This is a genomic window from Mycolicibacterium sp. XJ879, from assembly GCF_053483935.1.
Genome location: NZ_JBEFTH010000001.1, coordinates 661,029 through 681,971, shown reverse-complemented (window position 1 = coordinate 681,971; position 20,943 = coordinate 661,029). Strand labels below are relative to the sequence as shown.

The window sequence follows — 20,943 nt, the reverse complement described above, 5'->3', positions numbered from 1 at the left end:
AGCACCTCCGAACGCGTCCCGACGTCCTGGATACGCTGGCGCGGTGAATCTCGACGGCAATCAAGCATCCATCCGGGAAGCCATCGACGCCGGCCTGCTCGCAGGCGCCGTCACGCTGGTGTGGCGGGCAGGCGAGGTGCTGCAGGTCAACGAACTCGGCTACCGCGATGTCGAAGCGAGGCTGCCGATGCAACGCGACACGATCTTTCGCATCGCGTCGATGACCAAGCCGGTCACCGTCGCCGCCGCGATGTCGCTGATCGACGAGGGCAAGCTCGCGCTAACCGACCCCGTCACGAAGTGGCTGCCCGAATTCGAGCAGATGCGGGTGCTCGACGCGCCCGGCGGACCGCTGGACGAAACCCATCCGGCGCGCCGTGCGATCACGGTCGAGGACCTGATGACCCACCGCAGCGGGCTGGCCTACTACTTCTCGGTGGTGGGGCCGCTGGCGCGCGCCTACTCGAAGATCTCCATACGGCAGAACCCCGACGGGTGGCTGGCCGAGATCGCGGCGCTGCCGCTGGAGCACCAGCCCGGCGAGCGGATGACCTACAGCAACGCCACCGACGTGCTGGGCATCATCCTCGAACGCCTGGAAGGCACCTCCTTGCAGGAGGTGCTCACCGAACGGATCCTGGGCCCGTTGAACATGACCGACACCGGCTTCTACGTGCCATCCCGCAACCGCAACCGTGCGGCCACCATGTACAAGCTCACCGATGAGCACAAGCTGAGCCACGACGCGATGGGCCCGACGCCGGCGTCCCCGCCCCCGTTCTGTATGGGCGGCGCGAACCTGTTCTCCACCGCCGACGACTACCTGCGGTTCGCCCGGATGCTCCTGGCCGGCGGCGAGATTGACGATGTGCGGGTGCTTTCCCAGGATGCGGTGCGTTCGATGCGCACCGACCGGCTCACCGATGAGCAAAAGCAGCACGACTTCCTCGGGATGCCGTTCTGGATCGGGCGCGGCTTCGGGCTCAACCTCTCGGTGGTCACCAATGCGGCGAAGTCACGTCAGCTGTTCGGTCCGGGCGGGCCGGGCACGTTCAGCTGGCCGGGCGCGTACGGCACGTGGTGGCAGGCTGATCCCAGCGAGGACCTGATTCTGCTCTACCTCGTGCAGAACTTCCCGAACCTCGGACCCGACGCCGCCGCGGCCATCGCCGGTAACACATCGCTGCTGAAACTGCAGTCGACACAACCGAAGTTCGTCCGCCGGACCTACGAGGCGCTCGACATCTGAGTTCACTCGGCGGTCAGACACGGCGCCGACCACCGCAATACGGTGCCTTGATCGGGCGCACGGTGCACGCTGAAGGTGCCGCCCATGTCCGTCGCGCGTTTCCGCAGGTTGTACAGACCACTGCGGGCGACGTCATCGCTGAAGCCCCGGCCGTTGTCGATTACTTCGATGGTCAACTCGTCGGCGACGACGACACTGATGCTCAGCGTCGTGGCGTTGGCATGCCGGACCGCATTGGAGACCGCTTCGCGCACAACGGCTTCCGCGTGATCGGCGAGATCGGCGTCGACGACCGATAACGGGCCGGCGTACTGCACGCTGGTACGCAGACTCGAACTCGAGAACTGTGCCACGGCCGCATCCAAGCGTTGCCTCAGCCGGGTGCTGTCGACCGGCGAACCGTGCAGATCGAAGATCGCCGTTCGGATCTCCTGTATGACCTGCTGGAGGTCATCGACGCAGTCCAAAAGCCGTTGTTTCACCTCGGGGACACGCGCCCTCGGGACGACACCCTGCAGTGACAGCCCGACCGCGAAGAGTCGCTGGATGACGTGGTCATGCAGGTCGCGGGCGATGCGGTCACGGTCGGTCAGGATGCTCAGTTCACGCGTCTGGCGCTGTGCGGTGCCCAACTGCCACGCCAGAGCCGCCTGATCGGCGAAGGCGGCTTTCATGTCGAGCTGATCGTCGGTGAACGGTGGTGTGCCCGCGGGCCGTATCGCGACGAGAACTCCGGCGACCGTGTCGGCGGCGCGCAATGGAAGCACCAGCGCGGGACCGGCGGGCGACGTGTCACCGAGTGAGTCGTCGAATCGATCGAATCGCCTGGGCTGGCGCTCATGAAACGCCTCGCCGACCAGCGTTCCCTTCACCGGAATCGGTTGGGACAGCAAAGCAGGGGCGTCCCCCGAGATTCCGGCGATGACCAATTCGTCGACCTCGTGTGGCGGCGCTTCGGGATCTGCCGGTACCGCGACGAATGTCAGCTCGGCCCCGCTGAGCTGACGCGTTTTGGCCGCGACCAGATCGAACACGCGGGCCGGATCGGTTCCTGCGAGCAGCTCGGTGCCGATGTCGCGGGTGGCCTCGATCCATGCTCGACGCGTCTTCGACGATTCGTACAGGCGCGCATTGTCGATGGCGATGCCCGCGGCGGCGGCGAGGGCCTGGACCAACACCTCATCGTCTTCGCTGAACGGCTGACCGCCCACCTTTTCCGTCAGGTACAGGTTGCCGAACACTTCGTCGCGGATCCTCACCGGCACCCCGAGGAACGTCCGCATCGGCGGGTGATTCGGCGGAAATCCTACCGATGCGGCGTGATGTGCGATGTTATCCAACCGGATCGGTTTGGGATCGTCGATCAGGACTCCCAGCACGCCGCGCCCTTCGGGCAGATGACCGATTCTCTCGCGCTCCTCTTCGTCGATGCCGATGTAGACGAATTCCACCAGTTCGTGGTCCTGCCCGCGCACACCCAACGCCCCATACCGGGCGTCGACGAGGTCGATGGCGGTGCGCACGATGGTCTTGAGGGTCTGGTCGAGCTCCAGACCCGACGTCACCACCAGCATGGCTTCGACGAGACCGTCGATCCGGTCCCGGGCTTGGACAATCTGCTCGACGCGCTCCTGCACCTCGGTAAGCAGTTCACGCAGGCGCAGCTGCGACAACGTGTCCCGCATCGGCGCGATGCTCGTCTGCACCCGCGGGTCGGCCTCGTCGGTCACCACACCATCGTCCACTTTTTCGCCGCACCTGTCGCGGGTTCAGGGCAGTAACGATGACGCCGGAGCCGTTCAGCTGGTCGCGACCGTGTGCGTCGATTCGTAATGCTCGATGAAGTCGTGCACCTCGTGTCGGCGCAGCCGCTGGGCCCGGTCGCGGATGCCGCGCATCATCTTTTGCTCCATGACGAAATGCGGGATGTCGAAGGCGGCGTGGCCGACGGCGCCGCCGCTGCCGCGCACCAGCAGCCGGGTCCAGCCGTTCTTGCGGCGCAGGTAGAACCCCCAGCTTCCGGACGCCCGCTGGCCGCGGCGGATCCGCTGGAAGTCATCACCGGAGGTAAGCACCAGATGCGAGTTGGGTTCGACCGATGCCACCACCTGCCGGGCCGACTCGCCGTAGCGTCGGGCCAGCCAAATCGTGTCGCCGACACGAAGATCCTGCCACTCCGGATGAATGGTCGACGCGTTGTGGATCTGGGCGCCCACGGCCCGTTCCATCACCGAGTAGCTGTAGAAGCCGCCGCGGCTTTCCCCGATCTGCGCCAGCCACGGCCACACGTCCTCGATCGGGGCGTCGATCGTCACCGCCCGCGTGGTGCGGGGTGTGGTCGCGGCCACCAACTCGTCACCGGGCAGCACCTGGCTGATTTCGGCCGCGTCGGCGCCCCACGTGTACATCCACCGCCGAATCCGGCCGTGGTACAACGCCACCGCCACGACCGCCGTCATCAGCATCGCCAGACACGGCCGCTGCTTACCCATAACCCGAGAGTAGGAAGTTCGCATTGCCCGACGCAGAGCCGAAAGTCCTCAGCGCCGAGGACCAAAGCGCCTATCGGCGCCGGCCTGTGTGACCGAACCTTGAGCGGTGCCTACGCATTGGCTCATGATGGAGGCCTCGCACCGGGACGGGGCCGCACCGTTTTGCACCCGGCTGGCAGGCGCTGGGCGGCACCTGCCCCGCACCCATCTCACGACCGACGAGTTGATGGCGACCACACGGCATCACACGCACATCGACCTCGAGCGACTGACCGGCATCCACGAGCGGCGGGTGTCCGTCGGCGATGAAGACTCGCTGAGCCTGGCGACATCGGCGGCGCTGGACTGTCTGGACCGGGCCCAACGGGACGCCGGCGCCGTCGATGCCGTGATCAACTGCAGTATCACCAAGTTCCGTGGCGGCTTGACCCAGTGGCTGGAACCGACCATGAGCAGCGCGATCGCCCACGCGATCGGCGCCGACGACGCGGTGACCTTTGACATCAACAATGCCTGCGCGGGGATGCTGACCGGCGTCACGATCGCCAACAACTGGATCCGGCAGGGCGTCATCGAACGCGCGCTGGTGGTCAGCGGGGAGTACATCTCCCAACTGGGCCGAAACGCCGCCCGCCATATCCACAACGTCATGAGCAAGGAACTCGCGTCGTTGACGCTTGGCGATGCGGGTGCGGCGCTTCTGCTCGAACGTGCCGACTGCACCTCCGAGGGAATAGTCCTCGCCGGCTTCACGACCGTCGCCGATTACAGCCGGCTCTGCCTCGGCTACCCGAAGGGACACGATCCCGGCGCCCGGATGTTCACCGACGCCCGCGGGATCCACAAAGCCGCGATGGCGAATACCCCACCGCTGTTGCACGAAGTCCTCCAAACCGCGGGGATAGCGATGCACGACATCGATCACGTGATCACCCACCAGACGTCGGCGCGCGCAATACGCAAGGGAATGGCCGAAGTCACAACGGCATTCGGCGAGGGCCCCCGCCACGACGCGGTGATCACTGTCGACCGCTACGGCAACACCGCATCGACCACACACACCGTCGCCCTCATTGAAGAACTCGAGGCCGCACACATCGAGCCGGGCGAGACGATCGCTTTGATCGCCCTGGCTTCCGGACTGCAGATCGGTGTGGTGCTCTTGACCCTGGATTCGGAACTGGTGGGCCGCTATGGGCACGATCGTTGACGATATCGTCGTAATCCGCGGCGGTTGGCGTCGCCGGCGTAGCGCGCTACGTCTTGCGGACGCGGCGGCGAGAGCCTGCCTGCGCCGGGCCGGCCTCGACCCGCACGACGTCGACCTTCTGGTCAACGCAGGCATCTACCGGGACCGCAATCTCGGCGAGCCCGCACTCGCGGCGATGATCCAGGACGACATCGGAGCGAATCCGGAAGAACCGCACAGCGGCGGCCACGGAACCTTCTCCTTCGATGTCGCGAACGGAACCTGCGGTGTCATGACAGCCCTGCAGGTGGTCGACGGATTCTTGAAGGCACGCACCATCGGCAACGCGGTGATCGTGACAAGTGACGCCGACCCCGGCAGCGGATCCTGCGACCGCTTCCCGTATTCACCTGTCGGAGCGGCGATGTCGTGTTCCTGGGCCGATGGCCACGACGGGCTGGGCCAGGTGTATTGGATCCACCGGCCCGATGAGGGCGCAAACCTGCGCGCCACAGTCGGACTTGTCGACCGGCGCAATGTGCTTCGCATCCATGAATCGGCGGCACTCGATGAACGCTTCGCCGATGCTGCCGCCGAGGCGGCCCACCGGTGCCTTCGCGAAGAATCCCTCGAAACCTCGGACGTCAACATGGTCATCGCCGCCCCGGCGCGGGGGCGTTACCGGACAGCGCTGGCCCAGCGCCTGGGGATACCCGAGGACACCGTCGTCGTCGCAGACGATGAACAAGCACATACCGCGTCGTTGGCTGCGGCGTTCGCTAAGGGCACCGAGCAGCTTGCGGGCGGAGCCTGTGCTCTGCTCGTCGCCGCGGCCGCGGGGATAACCGCTGCGGCCGCGGTCTACCGGAAACCGGCTTAGTCGCAGACGGTTTCGAGGTTCGTCGGCTGTGCCACCATACCGAACAAACGTTCCACGTCCGCACGCGTCGGGACTTCCGTTCCTGGTGTCATGAGCATGGCGGTGCCCGCCGCGACGCCGAACCGCACTGCCTCGCTGAGCGGCCAGCACCTGGTCAGACCCACGGTGATCGCGCCGACCATGGCATCACCGGCGCCAACACTGCTGACCACCGACCGAACCGGAATCGGCGGAAAATGTTGGCTGTGCTGTGCCGTGACCAGAAACGCGCCCTGGGACCCGAGGGATACGACGACTGCCTGGGTGATGCCCCGATCTATGAGCTCGTGTGCAGCCGCTACCCGTTCGGCTTCGCTGTGGAGTTCACGGCCGGCGCACTCGCGCAATTCGCGCAGGCTCGGTTTCAGCAGAAACACGCCAGAGGTGACGGAGGTCAGTGCCGCTCCGGACGCGTCCAAGATCAGCAACGCGCCGAGTTCGCGACAGATGTCGGCAACGTGCTGATAGAACTCGGGCGCAACGTCGGGCGGAAGACTGCCGCTGGCCACCACGTACTCGGCCTCGGCCGCACTCTGCCGTAGTGCGTCGAGGCACCGGGCGCGTTCCCGGAGTGTCACGCGCGGGCCCGGTAGCACAAATCGGTATTGCTCACCGCTGGTGCGTTCGTTGACCGTGAAGTTTTCCCGGGTCGATTCGCTGAGGTCGACTTTACGATAGGGCACACCGGCTGCTTCGACGAGCCGTGCCACCCGACCGCCGGTGGGGCCGCCGACTGGAAATACCGCAGACACCGACGCTCCGAGTACATGTGCGACACGGGCCACGTTGATCCCGCCACCGCCTGGGTCGTAACGAGCGTCGCCGCAACGGATCTTGGACGTCGGGTGTATCTCGTCAGTGGTTGTGGTGATGTCGAGTGCAGGGTTCATCGTCAACGTGACGATCCGTGCGGGGTTCATGCAGCGTCGCTCCGTTCTCGGTTACAGCCCAGTGGGATACGTCTCCGGCGTTTCCCCGGCCATCCAGCGGCTGGACACTTCGAGCGGTTCGAGTGCACGTGTGTTCTCGATGTGGATGATGGCGTCGAACTGTTCGGAGGGCCGCACGTGGTAGTAGTGGCTCTGCCGTTCGGTTTCGGGAAGGTAGATCACGCCGATGGCACGGCCCAACCGCACGACATCCAGTGGTTCGGCGGCCGACCGGCTGATCATCGCCGAAATCAGGAATTCGGGTGTGCCGGTCTCATGGAACAGTTCCTCCACGCTGCCGTTCAGGGCGCGCCTGACGACTTTTCGGTCGGCGCTTCCGCCCCAGCCGCTAGCGGCCGTGACGGTGCCCGTGTAGGTCGTGAAGCCGATCAGTCGGCAGTCGCTTCCGTACTGCTCTCGGGCCAATTGCCCCAATGTGAGCTGGCCATCGCCGGCTACCTCGGTTGCTCGTGCGTCGCCGACGTGCGAGTTGTGCGCCCAGGCCACGATCCGTGCCGGCTCTTCTTCGTTATGACGATCCAGGTGGCCCAGCAACGCGTGCAAGGTCTGAGCCATGTGCTGATCACGAAGGTTCCACGAGGTGACTCGCCCGCTGAACATCGCGCGGTAGTAAGCCTCGGCGTTGCGGACCGTTTGCGCGTTCTGCTGTGCGTAGAACGCCTCGTCTTCGGCGATTAGTCCGTCGCGGCGTGCGTAGTCGATGGCGTTGCGCTGCATCTCGACCAACTGGTCTACCGCTTGCGTTTCGCACGACAAGCCGGCACCGAAGGCGGCGGCGAAACCGTAGGCTTGGCCGTCGTCGGCCGAGGTGTGGTCGAAGCATGCGTACCGATCGCGCGCCCGCGCGGCCGCGCGGGGGTCGACATTGTCCAGATAGCCGATTACCTCCTGCATGGACCGATGCAGGCTGTACAGGTCCAACCCGTAGAACCCGGTCTGTCGATCCCCGTTCGATCGGCGCCGTTGGTTGTGGGCATGCAACCAGTTCACGAACTCCTCGACCACCACGTTGCGCCACATCCACGCCGGAAACCGCTCGAAGCCACGAAGCGCTTCCTCGGCCGATGCGTCGGAACCCAGCCCCCGCACGTAGCGGTTGACGCGGTAGGCGTCGGGCCAATCCGCCTCGGCCGCGACGGCGCAGAAGCCCTTCTTTTCGATCAGCCATTTCGTGATCTCGGCCCGTGCCGCGTAGAACTCGTGTGTGCCATGCGAACTCTCACCGATGAGGACCACCCGCGCGTCGCCGATGATCTCCTCGAGCGCTTCCGTAGGAGGCAGGCCGACGGGGGCGGGCACCGCAGCGCGGCGGATGATCTCTGCTGCTGACGTCGGCGTCTCGATCTCGGAGATCGCCGACCCCGTGGTCGGAGTGGCCAGGAGGTCGCGGACCTCCTGGTCGCTGACCTGACGGAAATCCCAGTACGACTCGCCTACTGCGCGGAACGGCGTGGGCATCGTCGCGCAGACAGCGTCGTCGACCATTCCGGCGAACTGTCGGCAAGTCGACTCCGGCGCTGCCGGAACCGCGACCACAATCTCCTTCGGGTTCTGCTCCCTCAGCGCCTGCACCGCGGCGAGCATGCTCGAGCCGGTCGCGAGGCCGTCGTCGACCAGGATCACCGTCTTGCCGGCCAACTCCAGCGGCGGCCGACCACCCCGGTAGGCGGCTTCGCGTCGGATCAGTTCTCGGCCTTCGGATTCGGCGACGTCACGCAGCTGCTGGGGCGTGACGCGCAACGCCCGCAGCACGTCGTCGTTGACGACGACCCGACCGCCGCTGGCCAGCGCACCCATGGCGAACTCTTCGTGGCCCGGCGCGCCCAGCTTGCGAACGATGAACGCATCGAGCGGGACACCGAGTGCCGCCGCCACCTCCCAAGCCACGGGCACGCCGCCGCGAGCCAACCCCAACACCACGACGTCCTTACGGCCCCGATAGGCGCCAAGCAGTTGGGCCAGTATCCGGCCCGCTTCGCGGCGGTTACGGAAAACCCGGCCGGGCGCGCTCCGCAACGGTTCGGTTGCTCGCGTCATCGTCTTCTCCTTCACTCGACGACCGCCGTCAGCACACGAATTTCGCCGGCTGACGGGTAACGGCTTCGATGTCCTCGACAGCCAGCCCCATCATCCGCTTTCCCAAGTCGGAGAGGGCACGGGCGACGGCTAGTTCGTCGCCGATCTCGGGGACATTCCGGTCGGCTGGATCGAGTCTGGCCCAACCGATGCCGACCTCTTCCCTCGTCCGAAAGTGCAACCGCGCCTTCGCTCGGGTAAGCCCTTCATGCTGATCGATCGACACCTCGACGGTCCAGTTCTTCCGTATGTGATTCGAATGGTCGCTACTCATCTCGTTATCTCCGTCGACGTGGCGGTCCCGAGGTAACGGATACCCCGGGACCACCGGATGGATTACTCCTTGGCCTCCACCGCGACCCGCTTCTCACGGTTTCAATCCGACCATTGCGCCCGAGCCTGTCGCTAGGGACCGAAGTCCCGGTCCGCTAGAGCCTTTCGTCGGTGGCGCCAATTGCCACTGCGACGGGGATTCAGCAGTTGGTTTCGGCCCCAAAGGCAAATCGGCGACCGGTGACGCCCAGTGGGCGAATGCGCACGTAATGCCGTTTCACCGTTCCCGTCCAGGGACGCAACTGTGCCCGCTCCGCCTCCTCGAGCTCCTCGTCGGAACGAAGTATGCGTGCCGAGCCCTTCACGATCACACTCCAGCCCTCGCCCGGGTGGTAGCCGTCGGCCTCGAACAAAACGCGGTCGTTGATCGCCGAACTGATCAGCTTCGTACCCTCGGCTGTGCGGAACAAAACCGTGCGATGTTGGACAACGAAGTTGACCGGAAAGATCTCCGGTTGTCCGTCGACGCTGGTTACGAGCCGACCGAGCGAGACGCTGGAGAGAAGATTCCAGCATTCGGTCTCCGAGAGGATTGAGACAGGTTCGAGCTGGGTTGCCATGACCGCAAGATTACGCCGCGCCGAGGCCGGAGAAAGTGGCCGAAAGTCCCGAAGCACCGGCTATATCGGGGACTTCCGACCCTGTCCGAACGGCGACCAGCCCGCCAAGGTTGACCTATGGCTGGCAACACCTTGCGAACGGCCGTGCGGCTCGGGGCGGTCGCGACGCTGCTCTACGCGGCGCGCCGGTACTACCGCAACTGGGGCACCACCAAGGAGGAGTACCGACGGTGGCTGCCGGGGGACGAATTGGTGCACCGGCCTTGCGTCTGGTCGACGACCGGGGTGTGGATTGACGCGCCGGAATCGGCGGTTTGGCCGGCGCTGCTTCAGATCGGCCGTCGGCGCACTGAGCGAAGCCGTCCCGAGCGGCAGCGGCTCGAGCCAGGCGACGTGGTGCGCCTGGCGCCAAAGGGTTGGATGGGCCTGCGCGACGGGTTCACCATGACCGTTGGTCAGGTGCTCGACGACGAAGCCATAGTGTTGTGCGGCAGCCCCCCGGGGTGCCCGTTCGAATCGGTGTGGTCGTTTCATGTCGAGCCCCGTTGGGAGGACCGCTGCCGCTTGCTGATCCGGACCCGTGCCCAACTACACCATCCCGGCGACCTGCTGCTCACCGAGCTGGCCGGGCCCCTGATCGCACTGTTCGCGCGCCGAACCTTGCTGACGATCAAGAATCTTGCACTGGATTCGATGCAGGCTGTTGATATGGAGCGGGCGGTCTGAGAAGGTCGCGATCCTCACCTGTGAGCGCTAAGGACGCCTGGGAAACCGGATGGTGCGGCCCGGGGCCAAATGTTCGATCCGGCCTCGGCACTCGATCATCACCGGCGGCACATCTCGCGGGTCGACACTGACCTCTGCGCCCTTCCCGCTGACGCGTACGTGTAGGTGATGGCCGCGGTAGTGGAGCGGAAAGCCAAGTGCACCAAGTGACTCCGGCCAGTTCGGCGCGAGGATCAGACGGTCGTCGCGGGTCTCAAGCCCGGTGAAGCACCGCTGGATGAGGTCCACGCTGCCGGCCATCGCAGCCAGATGGATTCCCTCAGAGGTGGTCCCGCCCTGAATGTCGGCGACATCGGACTTGAGGACCTGCTCGAAGAACTCCATCGCGTGGTCGCGATTCGCGCGGGCTAGTACCCAGGTGTGGACGAGGGCACTGAGGGTCGATCCGTGCGACGTCCGGCTCAGGTAGTAGTCGACCATCTTCGGGATCTGCTCGGGGGTCAAGCGGTAGCCGAGGCGCGTCAGCAACCGGCGCAGTTCGTCGGAGGACAACAGATAGAGCAACATCAACGCGTCAGCCTGCTTCGATGCCTTGTAGTGGTTGACGTCATCGTTCTCGGCCTCCAGGATGCGGTCCAGCCGTCGGATGTCGCCGTACCGGTTGCGGTACACATTCCAGTCCAGTTCGGCCAGTTCTTCATATCCCTCGAACTGGCTGAGGATTCCGTCGTGAAACGGAACGAACATCCGTCGGCTGACGTGCTCCCAGCGCTTGAGTTCCTCGGTGGTCAGCGTCAGCTTTTCGCGCAGGTCCAACCTGTTCGGCAGCGGCATCAGCTCCAGCGCCTCGATCGCCCGCAAGATGACCCACACGGCCATCACGTTTGTGTATGCGTTGTTGTCGATTCCGTCATACGGACGGTCCGGATAACCGGAGTGAAACTCGTCGGGCCCGATGATGCCGGAGATGCCGAAGCGATCGCGCTTCTCGTCGTATGTCGTTCTGCTGACCCAGAATCGAGCTATCTCCACCAACAACTCGCTGCCGTAGTCGATCAGGTAGGCCAGGTCGCCGCTGACCTGGTAGTACTGCCACACGTTGTATGCGATCGCGATACCGATGTGGTGTGCGCGGTGGCTGGCATCGGGATTCCACCGCCCCGACCTGGGATTGAGATGCATGGCCTGGCTTTCCTCACGACCATCGCTGCCGGATTGCCACGGGAACATCGCACCGCAGTAACCGGCCAGCCTCGCGGCGCGGCGCGCTTCCGGCAGCCGTCGATAGCGGTATTGAAGCAACGCTCGGGTGATCGTCGGACACCGCAGGTTCAGCACCGGGAAGATGAACAGCTCATCCCAGAACACGTGGCCGCGGTACGCCTCACCGTGCAGTCCACGGGCCGGTACGCCGACATCGAGATCCTGGCTGTGGTAGGACACGGTCTGCAGCAAGTGCAGCAGATGCAGCCGCAGGATGCGTAGCTCGTCGAAGTGATCTTCGAATTCGATCGAGAGGCGCTCCCAAAGGTGGGCCCACGCGAGCACATGAGCATTTCGTATCGTCGCGAACCGCTCCTGGCGTTCCAGCCGCCGTTCGGCCCCAGTGGCCGGCTCCGAGATGTCGGTGTCACGTGCGGTCACCAGGCTGACGATCTTCTCCACCGTCAGCTCCTGGCCCTGCTTGAGGTCGGTGAAAACGTCGTGCCCGATCTCGAGCTCCTCGTCGACGAGCCGGTAGGTGGCCGGGGCAGGGTTCTCGCCGTGCCAAACCGTGGTCCGGGCGGCCAACGCCACCGAAGTGTGCGACTGGGTCGTTTCGACGGTCATCAGCACTGAATCCTCGGACAGGCCACGCTTGGTCGGCGAGCTCACGTGGGTGCTGGCCAAGCCGCGATACCGCTCAACCCCTTCGTTGCGGACGTTGCCGTCGATCGTGGACCGAAGCTGCACTATCCCCGACCAGTCCTCGGCCACGATTTTGCTCTGCAACGCCGCGACGTTCGCGGCGTGCATCGCCACAAACCGGTGCTGGGTCAGCCGGGTGGTCCGCCCGGCGTCGTCGCAGAAGCGCACCTCACGGGTCAGCACCGCTTCGCGAAGGTTCAGGGTTTGGCGGTACGTCAGCACATCGACCGCGTCGATATCGAACCATTCACCGTCGTCGATACGAAACGTCAAAGGCAGCCAATTGGGTAGGTTCACCAGGCTTTCGTTGTCGATTCCGGTTCCCCCGACGAGATCCTCGAGACGGTTGTACACGCCGGCGGCGTAGGTGGCCGGGTAGTGCACCTGGCCGGCTTTCGACTCCGGGGCAGCGCCCCTGGTGGCGAAATAGCCGTTGCCGACGGTGCACAACGCCTCACGGAGCTTTTCCGCATGCGGTTCGTAGCCGTCGAACGTGTACGTCCAGGCTTCGTCGGAGCTCCGCTGCGCGTAGGCCAGCCAGTTCGCGCCATGCTGCAGGAACTCGCGAACCTCTGCGACACCGTTGAGCGTGAACTGCGCGGCGGACGGACGGTCGCTGTCCTCTTCGTGTCGTACCACGATCCCGATGCCGTCGAAGCGCATCGCGTCGAATGCGTCCTCGTCAGTGGGGTCATCGCCCAGGTAGATCGGCACCACCCGACCGGATTGGTTGATGCGCTCAGCAACCCAGGCGATCGCGGTGCCTTTGTCCCAGTCGACGTTGGGCCGCAACTCCGCCACCTTCCGACCACAGGCCACCCGAAGGCCATGCTGCCGGCCGCATCGATGTGTCGCCGCGATGACATCGGTCACCTGCTCCGGCGCCACGTCGCGGTGGTGCACGGCGACCGAGAAGCGCTTGTGCTCGACGCGCACGCCCGGGATGCCGTCGAATTCGGCGCGAAGTTCGGCGACGACCTTTGTCAAAACAGGCACGGCCGCGACCGCCGCGTCGTTCTGGTACCGATCGCCATCGGGACCTAGCAGTTCGAATCCGCGGCTACCGGCGTACCAGAGTCCGGGGACGCCGACGCGCTCTCGGATGTCGTCCAGATCGCGATCAGTCAGGATGGCCACCGGACAGTGCGCAGCCAATTGCACCAGGGTCTTGACCGCTCCGTCGACGAGGGAGGCGGTGTCGTGGTCCGAGACGATCTCGGACAATGTTCCATCGACGTCGAGGTAGACGATCGGACGCCGGCCGCTCAGGACACCGATCAGCTGGCCGTAGGAGTTCAACGCGTTGGGCAACGTCGACATGCGCGCGTCCCCGTCGCGCAGCTCGACCTCGGCCAGGTCGGCGACCACGGCGTCGGCCTCCAATCTCATCAGCCCGTCGACGTGACCGTCTCTGTCGACCGCGACGACGAGCGCGAACCCGCCCGCGCGGGCCGCCCGCACACCGGCCTCGGTGTGATCGATCACGACGGTGCGCTCTGCCTCGGCGCCGCCCCGCCGCGTTGCTTCCAGGAGCATGGCGGGGTCGGGCTTGCCAGCAAGTCCGAGTTCGTCGGCGAGCACGCCATCGACGCGAACGGTGAAAAGGTCGCTCAGTCCGGCCGACTCGAGAACGTGTTCGCAGTTGCGGCTGGACGAACAGATCACGGTCTTCACACCGGCGGCGGACAGTCGTCGAACGAGCCGGACCGTCGAATCGAACGCGCGCACACCGACGTCGAGCTGCTCGGGCAGGGTCTGCTCTGTGCGGTGCACGAGTCCCCACACCGTGCCGTCGTCCGCGGCGGAGCGGCTGCCTTCGGGCAGTGAGATGCCGCGCGACGCCAGGAAATCGGTGACGCCATCGAGGCGTGGCTTACCGTCGAGGAGGCGGCGGTACTCGTCGTCGGTGAACGGCGAGTGGTCCTCGTAATCGCTTGCCGGTCGCCGGGCCAGAAAGTCGTCCAGCACGGTCTTCCATGCCGCGGTGTGCGTGGAGGCGGCGTCGGTGACCACGCTGTCGAGATCAAAGATGACCGCATCGTGGCGACGCGGGTCGATGGTCACCGGCGTGTTCATCCAGGTGCCGTCCCTTCGGTGTGCCTGTGAAGAGGTTGCGGAACGGTCCGCGTGACCGGCAAGGGCCCTTGGGCCACCGCCCAGGTGACCAACGTCCTTCGGCCAATGGCCCTCAGACGCTTTACCGAGGTAGCACCTGCGAACACGATAGAGGTCATGCCGAACAGAACCTACGTCCGTAATATCTCCGCACTCAGGATTGCCGACGCCGAGGATGCGGGCGGCAAAGGGGCCAATATGGGCGAACTGGTCGCGGCCAACCTGCCCGTTCCGCCGGGGTTCGTGATCATGCGGGCCAGCTATCTCGATGCGATGCGGGCGGGCGGCGTCGATGCCGAGCTCAGCGCCCTGCACCTGGAGGCGTTGGACACCCATACCGACACCGTCCGTTTGTCGGAGCTGTGCGAGCGTCTGCAAGCGCTGGTCCAGAAGGCCGGTGTGGCCGAGGACGTTCGCGACTCGATTCTCGCCGCGTACCGCGAGCTGGGCGCCGACACCCTGGTGGCGGTGCGGTCCTCGGCGACCGGGGAGGACAGTCGCGACGCCTCGTTCGCCGGCATGAACCGGACCATCACCAACGTTTGGGGTGAAAGCGGGCTAATCGACGCCGTGCAGAAGTGCTGGATGTCCTTGTTCTCCCCACGGGTCATCACGTACCGGGCCAGCCGCGGTATCACCGCCGACCCGGCGATGGCGGTGGTGGTCCAGAAGATGATCAACTCCGACAAGGCCGGCGTCGCCTTCACCGCCGACCCCAGTACCGGCGCACGGGATCGGGTCGTCATCGAAGGAGCCTTCGGGCTCGGCGAGGTCGTGGTGTCCGGGTCGGTGGAGCCCGACACCTATGTGGTCGCCAAGGAGACGCTGCGCGTCCTCGATGTGCGGCTGGGTCACAAGGCTTTCAAGATCGTCCGCGGGCAGCACGGTCGAGACACCGAAGTGCAGCTGACCGAAGCAGAAGCGGCGGCCCGGGTGCTCGACGACGCCGAGCTGCAGCGCATCACCGAGCTGGCGGTCGCGATCGAGCGGCACAACGGCTGCCCGCAGGACACCGAGTGGGCGATCGAAGGCGATCAGGCGTACCTGGTGCAGGCGCGGCCGATCACGACGCTGGACCAACCGGCGGCGACGTCCGAGCAGCCTGCCGTGCTCGCTCGTGGCCTGCCCGCAGCGCCCGGAATGGCGTCGGGCGCCGTCCGCGTGCTCGAGACCCCCGACGAGGGTCACCGGCTGGAGGACGGGGAGATCCTCGTCGCCCAGATGACAAATCCGGACTGGCTACCCACCATCCGCCGGGCCGCCGCGCTGGTCACCGACACCGGGGGGATGACCTGTCACGCCGCGATTGTCGCGCGCGAGCTGAGAGTCCCGTGTGTGGTCGGAACCCGGACCGCCACACGTGATTTGCACGAAGGCACCATCGTCACCGTCGATGGAGACCAAGGCCGCGTCCTGTCAGGACGCATCCAACCCGCCGCGCCCACCGTCGCGGACCGGCCGGCCGCGTCCGCACCGGGGACCGAGGTGACCGCCACGAAGATCTACGTGAACCTTGCCATGCCCGACTCCGCCGAATCGGTTGCGGCACAACACGTCGACGGCGTCGGCCTGTTACGGGCGGAATTCATGCTGACCGAGGCGCTGTCGGGTCGGCACCCGCGCGACCTCATCGCGCGCGGGGAGCAGGCCAGCATGGTCGATGCGATGGTCGCGTCGGTCGGCCGCATCGGAGCGGCGTTCGCCCCCCGCCCAGTCATCTACCGCACCACCGATTTCCGCAGCAACGAGTTCCGCGGCCTCAGCGGTGGCGAGTCATACGAGCCCGTCGAGCACAACCCGATGATCGGGTACCGAGGCTGCTACCGCTACATCAAGGAACCCGATCTGTTCGCGCTGGAACTGGAGGCCCTGGCCCGGGTTCGGGAGCAGTCCCCCAACGTGCACGTGATGATCCCGTTCGTGCGCACCCGATGGGAGCTCGATGAGTGTCTGTCGCTCATCGACGCCAGCCCGCTGGGCCGTCAGCGCGGTTTGCATCGCTGGGTGATGGCCGAGGTGCCGTCGGTGCTGCATTGGCTTCCGGAATACATCGGCATGGGTGTCGACGGGGTGTCGATCGGCAGCAACGATCTGACCCAGCTGGTGCTCGGCGTGGACCGTGACTCCGACATCTGCGCCGAGTTGTTCGACGAATCCGACCCGGCCGTTCTCGATGCGATCGGCCAGATCATCAGCACCGCACGCAGGTTCGGCATCACGTCGTCGCTGTGCGGTCAGGCACCGTCGACGAATCCGGCCTTCGCCGAACATCTCGTGCGGATGGGTATCACCTCGGTGTCGGTCAACCCCGACGCGGCGGATGCGGCACGAAAGGTGATCGCGGCGGCCGAGCGGCGGATCATTTTGGAGGCGGCACGCGACCAACGTGCATGAGTAGCGCGGTCAGCGTGCGAGAGCGAGCACTTCGGCGAATCCCGCGGTGAGGCAGTCCAAGAGCACGTCGTGATCGGGCACCGCTGCGCCGTCGACGTTGATTCCGATGTCGCAGGTGTCGACGTGCGAGAGCAGCGTGACGTTCAGCGCCGCACCAAGTGTCGGGGAGAATGCGTACTGCGCCCGCACCGGCGCGCCTGCAAAAGCCACGGGCACGGGAAAGCCGGGAACGTTGCTGGCGATGAGGTCGACGTTGCGAAGCACCGAACCGACGTATGAACGCGGCATCAAGTTGAGTGCGCCGGCGATCAACTCGGTATGGGCAAGCGATTCCTCGTTGCGCGCGTTGTCGGTACGGTCACGCACGACGCGGATGCGTTCGACGGGATCGGCGATGCCCACCGGGATGTCGAACCGGATCAGTGTTGCCCGGTTTCCGCCCATGGGGTCCGCTTCGGTGCGGAGGTTGATCGGCATCGACAGGATCAGCTCGTCCACGGGTGCGTTGTGTTTCACGTGATAGGCGCGAAGTCCGCCGGCGACCGCGGCGACGAACGCGTCGTTCAACGAACCGCCGGCGAGGTGACCGGCCTGGCGCAGCGCCGATTTCGGCACTTCGTGGACGTAAACCTGACGGACGAGGCTGCGGTCGACCATGATCGGCGACCCGGGTTTGGCGATGGGACGGGCGGTGCGCAGGATAGACGCTGCCGTCGACCAGCCACCCGCAACGGCGTCGACGGGTCGGCGAATGGCGCGCACCACGGCCGGCGTCGCCTTGATCGGGGTCGAGATCGCCGTGCCGATGAGACCGCTCTGGTACTCGACGACGGCACGGAGTGCGCCTAATCGACTCTGCCCGGTCGGCTCCGGCATCTTCGGTTCACGTGCAGGACGGTCGATGGGGTCATACAGGATCCTGGCCAGCTCGACCGCGCCGACGCCGTCGGTGAGCGCATGGTTGAACTTGACCAGCACCGCGGCGCCGCCATCGGACAGGCCGTCGACCAACGTGGCCTCCCACAGCGGACGGGCCCGGTCGAAGTCGGCCATCGCCGCCACCCGGGCCAGTTCCAGAAGCGCGTCGATGTTCCCAGGCTCGGGAGCGGTGACGCGGCGCAGGTGGAAGCCGAGATCAAAGTCGGAGACGAAATCCCAACGCGGCGGGACGAAAGGCGTCGAAGGTATCACCCGCTGCCGAAACCTGGGCACCGTCCGGCTCAGCCGATCGAACCGTTCGACCAGCTGATGCCAGTCCGGGCACCGGTCGAGCAGGATCAGCGTGACGATCGTCGACCGCAGCCGGGGATCGCGCTCGTTCCGCCACATGAAGGCGTCGCTGTTGCTGAGGATCTCGGCCACTGTCAAGCAGCCCTAGGCAGGTTGGGCGAGGCCCCTTCCGAGCGGGCGGTCGGCCGGTGGCGCTCCGGGGCCCACCCCACGTAGGTCAGGTACAGCCCGACGGCCGCCACCACCACCTCGATCGCCATCCACCGGCTGCCGGCATCCACCATGGAGTCGGCGGCAGAGAGGTAGGTCTGGGGAATCGCCAGCAGAAGTGCGCCCTTGAGGGCCGTCAGCCAACCGAGCGCCGACACGATGGCCTTCGGGACACCCCGCCAGTACGGGTGCAGGGCGACCACAATGAGACCGGCCAACAGAACAAATGCGCCAGTTACCCACGGCCACACCGTGTTTGTACTGAACTCAGACAGAAGTGCCGGCATCTCCGATGCCCTCACCAAGGCCAGCACGGCGAGAATCGCCAGGTAAGGTCCGAGCACGCGGGAAAACATGCGTGTTCTGGCCTCGGACTGCTGTCGAGTGCTCATCGCGTTACCTCCCGTTGGAACCCTCTGGCGCCATAGTGGATATCCGACCACCTGACCCGACACCTGTCATAGAGTCCAAAGTCCTGGCGCCAGGGGGCATTCGTCGCGCATCCCACGCTCACATGACACAGGCCCGGCAGCAGAACCCCACGGCGGCGACGACGAAGATCAACTGTCGGCGGAGGACACCCTGCTCGAGCGCTGCACCGAGGATCTCCTCGACGAGGGCTACTCGCCGCCCGAGCGGCCGTGGCGGGGCACTTCTGGTTCGCTGCGAGACACCGATCGGATCCTCGCAGCGGAAGAACCGGATCCGGCTGATCGCCGACGATGTCGGTATCAGCGGCGGCGCGGCCTCGGGCGAGCAGGATCACGACACGATCTTGACCTTGAGGAAACGCTCGATGCCGAACCGCCGCCAGGTTTCTCGCCGACGCGCCGAGAGCGGGGGCGTGGCTGATGCCGCATCGATGACCGTGGGTTCGACGACGTCGTAGGTCTCCCCGCTCTCGGTGATCACCGCACGCCCGGCGGCCAACACGTTGCGGAGCCAATCGACATTCGTTCCGTATGGCAGCGGAACTATGAACCCTTCCGGGACCCGGGCGGCCACCACAGGTGTGGCGTAGCGCTTTCCGGACCGTCGCCCCGTGTGCCATATCACCGCGGCGTACCAGTGTTTGCGCCCGGCCACACGCAGCATCATCGGGTTGAGGACATGCTTGTTGAAGGTACGCACCCCGTTTCGCAACGATTCCATTTGCGCTGATCCTGGTGTCCGCGTTAGGAATTCGTGGCGCGCTTGTCCCGCCGTCCCCGCGCCGGGGTGGCTGTGGGTTCTCCCGGCAGCAGGTACAGAATCGTCTTCTTGTTGGACCGCCGCGCCGACGCACTGATGGTGCTGAGCCGAGCCAGCGTCTGCTCGATGCCGCGCGCCAGTTCGCCGACCTCAGGACGCGCTTCATCATCGGAGGTGACGCCGACGACGAGTCTGCCGGCGTAGCTCACCATCGCCAGCCCTGCTCGCGTACCCGGTCCGATCGCCGGAATCGGCAGCAATCGCACGATGTCCTGTCCGATGAACCGAAGCCGCTCAGCGGGACCTGAGTCGATCGGCGTCAGCGCCACAGCTCCTCGCTGCGGCAGCCACGGTAGCGCGTGGCCGTCCTGCCCCGCCGGCGACGCGAATGGATGAATGACTCCCGCACCACTGGGCCCGTCGGTACGAGTCAACCGGGTGTGTGCCTTGCGCAGTTGCCGAACGGGGTCGGACTCATCGACCGGCAGTGCGACAGCGGCACGGGCGTGCGTCGATGTCGGCACCAGGGCGCGAAGCGAACCGCAGTGGGTTGGCCGACCATGGCGCATCAGCAGGTTGCGGTAGCTTCCGCTCATCGCGGCAAGGGCGATGTCCTTGGCCGTGACGTCGAAGGCGTCACACACCTTTGCGACATCCGCGAGGCTTAATTCCACTGAGGCATAACGTCGCAGGCTCGTGACGTGTCCGGTCAGCGGGCACTCCGCAGGACGTTCACCACCCCTGGTCCCCCCGACGGTGTCGGCGATGACGCGTGCCGCCGCAGCCGTCAAAGCCGCGGATGTCCGCCACGCTCCCCCCGCCCATCTCAGCGGGTTCAGCGTGCGCATGACGTGGTTGTCGTCGCGCTGGATCTGCGGATCCGCCTCCTCGTCGTCGGTCAACCGGGTGAGCATCCGCATCACCTCAGCTTCGTCGGCGATGCTCGAGTGGGTCTTGAGCAGAATCGCCCAGCGGTTCTCCGAAAGGCCCTCGAGAACCCAGCATTCCCACAACGGATCGCCGTGATGGAGGCGCCAGCTCATCACGTCGGAGACCAGCGCGAACAACGCCTGATCGTCTCCTGGACGCGGGACCGCGATGTGGTGCACATGCTCGGCGAAGTCCTCGTCGACGACGACCGCTCGCGGCCTGGCGAGGTCGAACGGGTATCGGCGCACGACCTGTCTGAACCGACGATCGGTGGCGAGACGCTGGGCCAGCGCCCCGTGCAACGCGTCGCGATCGGGAAGGGGCCCCGCCATCACGGCCAGCGCAGCGACCGCGAAATTCGCATTCGGGTCGGTCTCCTCCACCTGCAGCAACTTCGCATCAAAACCGGTGAGCGTCGCCATAGCCGTAACCTCCAGTTACACGTATCTTAGACCTATTGTTCGCCGCAAC

16 protein-coding genes are annotated in these 20,943 nt (G+C 65.8%); 5 read left to right on the top strand and 11 right to left on the bottom strand.

The window, feature by feature from the left end; genetic code table 11:
* The first annotated feature begins 43 nt into the window (after positions 1-43).
* Positions 44-1,249, top strand: a complete 1,206-nt coding sequence (locus ABQF13_RS03480; RefSeq protein ID WP_448391296.1) for a serine hydrolase domain-containing protein — start codon at positions 44-46, stop codon at positions 1,247-1,249.
* A 2-nt stretch (positions 1,250-1,251) separates the two neighbouring features.
* On the opposite strand, the gene ABQF13_RS03475 is transcribed toward ABQF13_RS03480, so the two are convergent.
* Positions 1,252-2,934 (bottom strand): sensor histidine kinase, encoded by a 1,683-nt coding sequence (locus ABQF13_RS03475; RefSeq protein ID WP_448391392.1) that lies wholly within the window; start codon positions 2,932-2,934, stop codon positions 1,252-1,254.
* Between the two features lie 114 nt (positions 2,935-3,048).
* The gene (locus ABQF13_RS03470) at positions 3,049-3,741 is read right to left on the bottom strand and encodes a hypothetical protein (RefSeq protein WP_448391295.1); all 693 of its coding nucleotides are present in this window, start codon (positions 3,739-3,741) and stop codon (positions 3,049-3,051) included.
* Positions 3,742-3,865: 124 nt separating this feature from the next.
* Between ABQF13_RS03470 and ABQF13_RS03465 the strand changes: the two genes are divergently transcribed.
* Positions 3,866-4,951 (top strand): 3-oxoacyl-ACP synthase III family protein, encoded by a 1,086-nt coding sequence (locus tag ABQF13_RS03465; RefSeq protein ID WP_448391391.1) that lies wholly within the window; start codon positions 3,866-3,868, stop codon positions 4,949-4,951.
* A complete protein-coding gene (locus tag ABQF13_RS03460; protein WP_448391294.1) occupies positions 4,935-5,810 on the top strand; it encodes a 3-oxoacyl-[acyl-carrier-protein] synthase III C-terminal domain-containing protein in 876 nt (291 codons plus the stop codon). The genes ABQF13_RS03465 and ABQF13_RS03460 overlap by 17 nt, the downstream gene beginning before the upstream one ends.
* Here ABQF13_RS03460 and ABQF13_RS03455 read toward each other — a convergent pair.
* The 4 genes from ABQF13_RS03455 to ABQF13_RS03440 all read right to left on the bottom strand — a co-directional run bounded on the left by ABQF13_RS03455 (position 5,807) and on the right by ABQF13_RS03440 (position 9,768).
* On the bottom strand, positions 5,807-6,769 hold the full coding sequence (locus ABQF13_RS03455; protein ID WP_448391293.1) for a 1-phosphofructokinase family hexose kinase: 963 nt from the start codon (positions 6,767-6,769) through the stop codon (positions 5,807-5,809). The two genes, ABQF13_RS03460 and ABQF13_RS03455, sit on opposite strands and share 4 nt — an antisense overlap.
* Before the next feature lie 21 nt (positions 6,770-6,790).
* On the bottom strand, positions 6,791-8,836 hold the full coding sequence (locus tag ABQF13_RS03450; RefSeq protein WP_448391292.1) for an erythromycin esterase family protein: 2,046 nt from the start codon (positions 8,834-8,836) through the stop codon (positions 6,791-6,793).
* Between the two features lie 28 nt (positions 8,837-8,864).
* Positions 8,865-9,149, bottom strand: a complete 285-nt coding sequence (locus ABQF13_RS03445; protein ID WP_448391291.1) for a DUF1876 domain-containing protein — start codon at positions 9,147-9,149, stop codon at positions 8,865-8,867.
* Positions 9,150-9,348: 199 nt separating this feature from the next.
* A complete protein-coding gene (locus ABQF13_RS03440) occupies positions 9,349-9,768 on the bottom strand; it encodes a pyridoxamine 5'-phosphate oxidase family protein (protein ID WP_448391289.1) in 420 nt (139 codons plus the stop codon).
* A gap of 117 nt (positions 9,769-9,885) precedes the next feature.
* Here ABQF13_RS03440 and ABQF13_RS03435 point away from each other — a divergent pair, with 117 nt between their 5' ends.
* A complete protein-coding gene (locus tag ABQF13_RS03435) occupies positions 9,886-10,494 on the top strand; it encodes an SRPBCC family protein (protein ID WP_448391288.1) in 609 nt (202 codons plus the stop codon).
* A gap of 27 nt (positions 10,495-10,521) precedes the next feature.
* Here the strand turns inward: ABQF13_RS03435 and otsB are convergent, their stop codons facing one another.
* A complete protein-coding gene (otsB, locus tag ABQF13_RS03430) occupies positions 10,522-14,478 on the bottom strand; it encodes a trehalose-phosphatase (RefSeq protein ID WP_448391287.1) in 3,957 nt (1,318 codons plus the stop codon).
* 156 nt (positions 14,479-14,634) lie between these two features.
* Between otsB and ppsA the strand changes: the two genes are divergently transcribed.
* Positions 14,635-16,911 (top strand): phosphoenolpyruvate synthase, encoded by a 2,277-nt coding sequence (gene ppsA, locus ABQF13_RS03425; RefSeq protein WP_448391285.1) that lies wholly within the window; start codon positions 14,635-14,637, stop codon positions 16,909-16,911.
* 9 nt (positions 16,912-16,920) lie between these two features.
* Here the strand turns inward: ppsA and ABQF13_RS03420 are convergent, their stop codons facing one another.
* The 4 genes from ABQF13_RS03420 to ABQF13_RS03405 all read right to left on the bottom strand — a co-directional run bounded on the left by ABQF13_RS03420 (position 16,921) and on the right by ABQF13_RS03405 (position 20,894).
* Positions 16,921-18,273 carry a wax ester/triacylglycerol synthase domain-containing protein gene (locus ABQF13_RS03420; RefSeq protein ID WP_448391284.1) on the bottom strand — a complete coding sequence of 451 codons (1,353 nt, stop codon included), beginning with the start codon at positions 18,271-18,273 and terminating at the stop codon, positions 16,921-16,923.
* 2 nt (positions 18,274-18,275) lie between these two features.
* Entirely contained in the window at positions 18,276-18,569 is a 294-nt protein-coding gene (locus ABQF13_RS03415) for a hypothetical protein (protein WP_448391283.1), read from the bottom strand.
* Between the two features lie 544 nt (positions 18,570-19,113).
* Positions 19,114-19,503, bottom strand: coding sequence for a PNPOx family protein (locus ABQF13_RS03410; RefSeq protein ID WP_448391282.1), 390 nt, complete (start codon positions 19,501-19,503; stop codon positions 19,114-19,116).
* 23 nt (positions 19,504-19,526) lie between these two features.
* Positions 19,527-20,894, bottom strand: a complete 1,368-nt coding sequence (locus ABQF13_RS03405; protein ID WP_448391281.1) for a wax ester/triacylglycerol synthase domain-containing protein — start codon at positions 20,892-20,894, stop codon at positions 19,527-19,529.
* Positions 20,895-20,943: the final 49 nt, after the last annotated feature.

What these genes read in the sequence shown, in the direction of transcription:
- ppsA (WP_448391285.1), top strand. Translation starts at nt 14,635, where the DNA reads ATGCCGAACAGAACCTACGTCCGTAATATCTCCGCACTCAGGATTGCC.
- ABQF13_RS03445 (WP_448391291.1), bottom strand. Translation starts at nt 9,149, where the DNA reads ATGAGTAGCGACCATTCGAATCACATACGGAAGAACTGGACCGTCGAG.
- ABQF13_RS03410 (WP_448391282.1), bottom strand. Translation starts at nt 19,503, where the DNA reads ATGGAATCGTTGCGAAACGGGGTGCGTACCTTCAACAAGCATGTCCTC.
- ABQF13_RS03405 (WP_448391281.1), bottom strand. Translation starts at nt 20,894, where the DNA reads ATGGCGACGCTCACCGGTTTTGATGCGAAGTTGCTGCAGGTGGAGGAG.
- ABQF13_RS03465 (WP_448391391.1), top strand. Translation starts at nt 3,866, where the DNA reads ATGATGGAGGCCTCGCACCGGGACGGGGCCGCACCGTTTTGCACCCGG.
- ABQF13_RS03440 (WP_448391289.1), bottom strand. Translation starts at nt 9,768, where the DNA reads ATGGCAACCCAGCTCGAACCTGTCTCAATCCTCTCGGAGACCGAATGC.
- otsB (WP_448391287.1), bottom strand. Translation starts at nt 14,478, where the DNA reads ATGAACACGCCGGTGACCATCGACCCGCGTCGCCACGATGCGGTCATC.
- ABQF13_RS03470 (WP_448391295.1), bottom strand. Translation starts at nt 3,741, where the DNA reads ATGGGTAAGCAGCGGCCGTGTCTGGCGATGCTGATGACGGCGGTCGTG.
- ABQF13_RS03475 (WP_448391392.1), bottom strand. Translation starts at nt 2,934, where the DNA reads ATGCGGGACACGTTGTCGCAGCTGCGCCTGCGTGAACTGCTTACCGAG.
- ABQF13_RS03455 (WP_448391293.1), bottom strand. Translation starts at nt 6,769, where the DNA reads ATGAACCCCGCACGGATCGTCACGTTGACGATGAACCCTGCACTCGAC.
- ABQF13_RS03460 (WP_448391294.1), top strand. Translation starts at nt 4,935, where the DNA reads ATGGGCACGATCGTTGACGATATCGTCGTAATCCGCGGCGGTTGGCGT.
- ABQF13_RS03435 (WP_448391288.1), top strand. Translation starts at nt 9,886, where the DNA reads ATGGCTGGCAACACCTTGCGAACGGCCGTGCGGCTCGGGGCGGTCGCG.
- ABQF13_RS03450 (WP_448391292.1), bottom strand. Translation starts at nt 8,836, where the DNA reads ATGACGCGAGCAACCGAACCGTTGCGGAGCGCGCCCGGCCGGGTTTTC.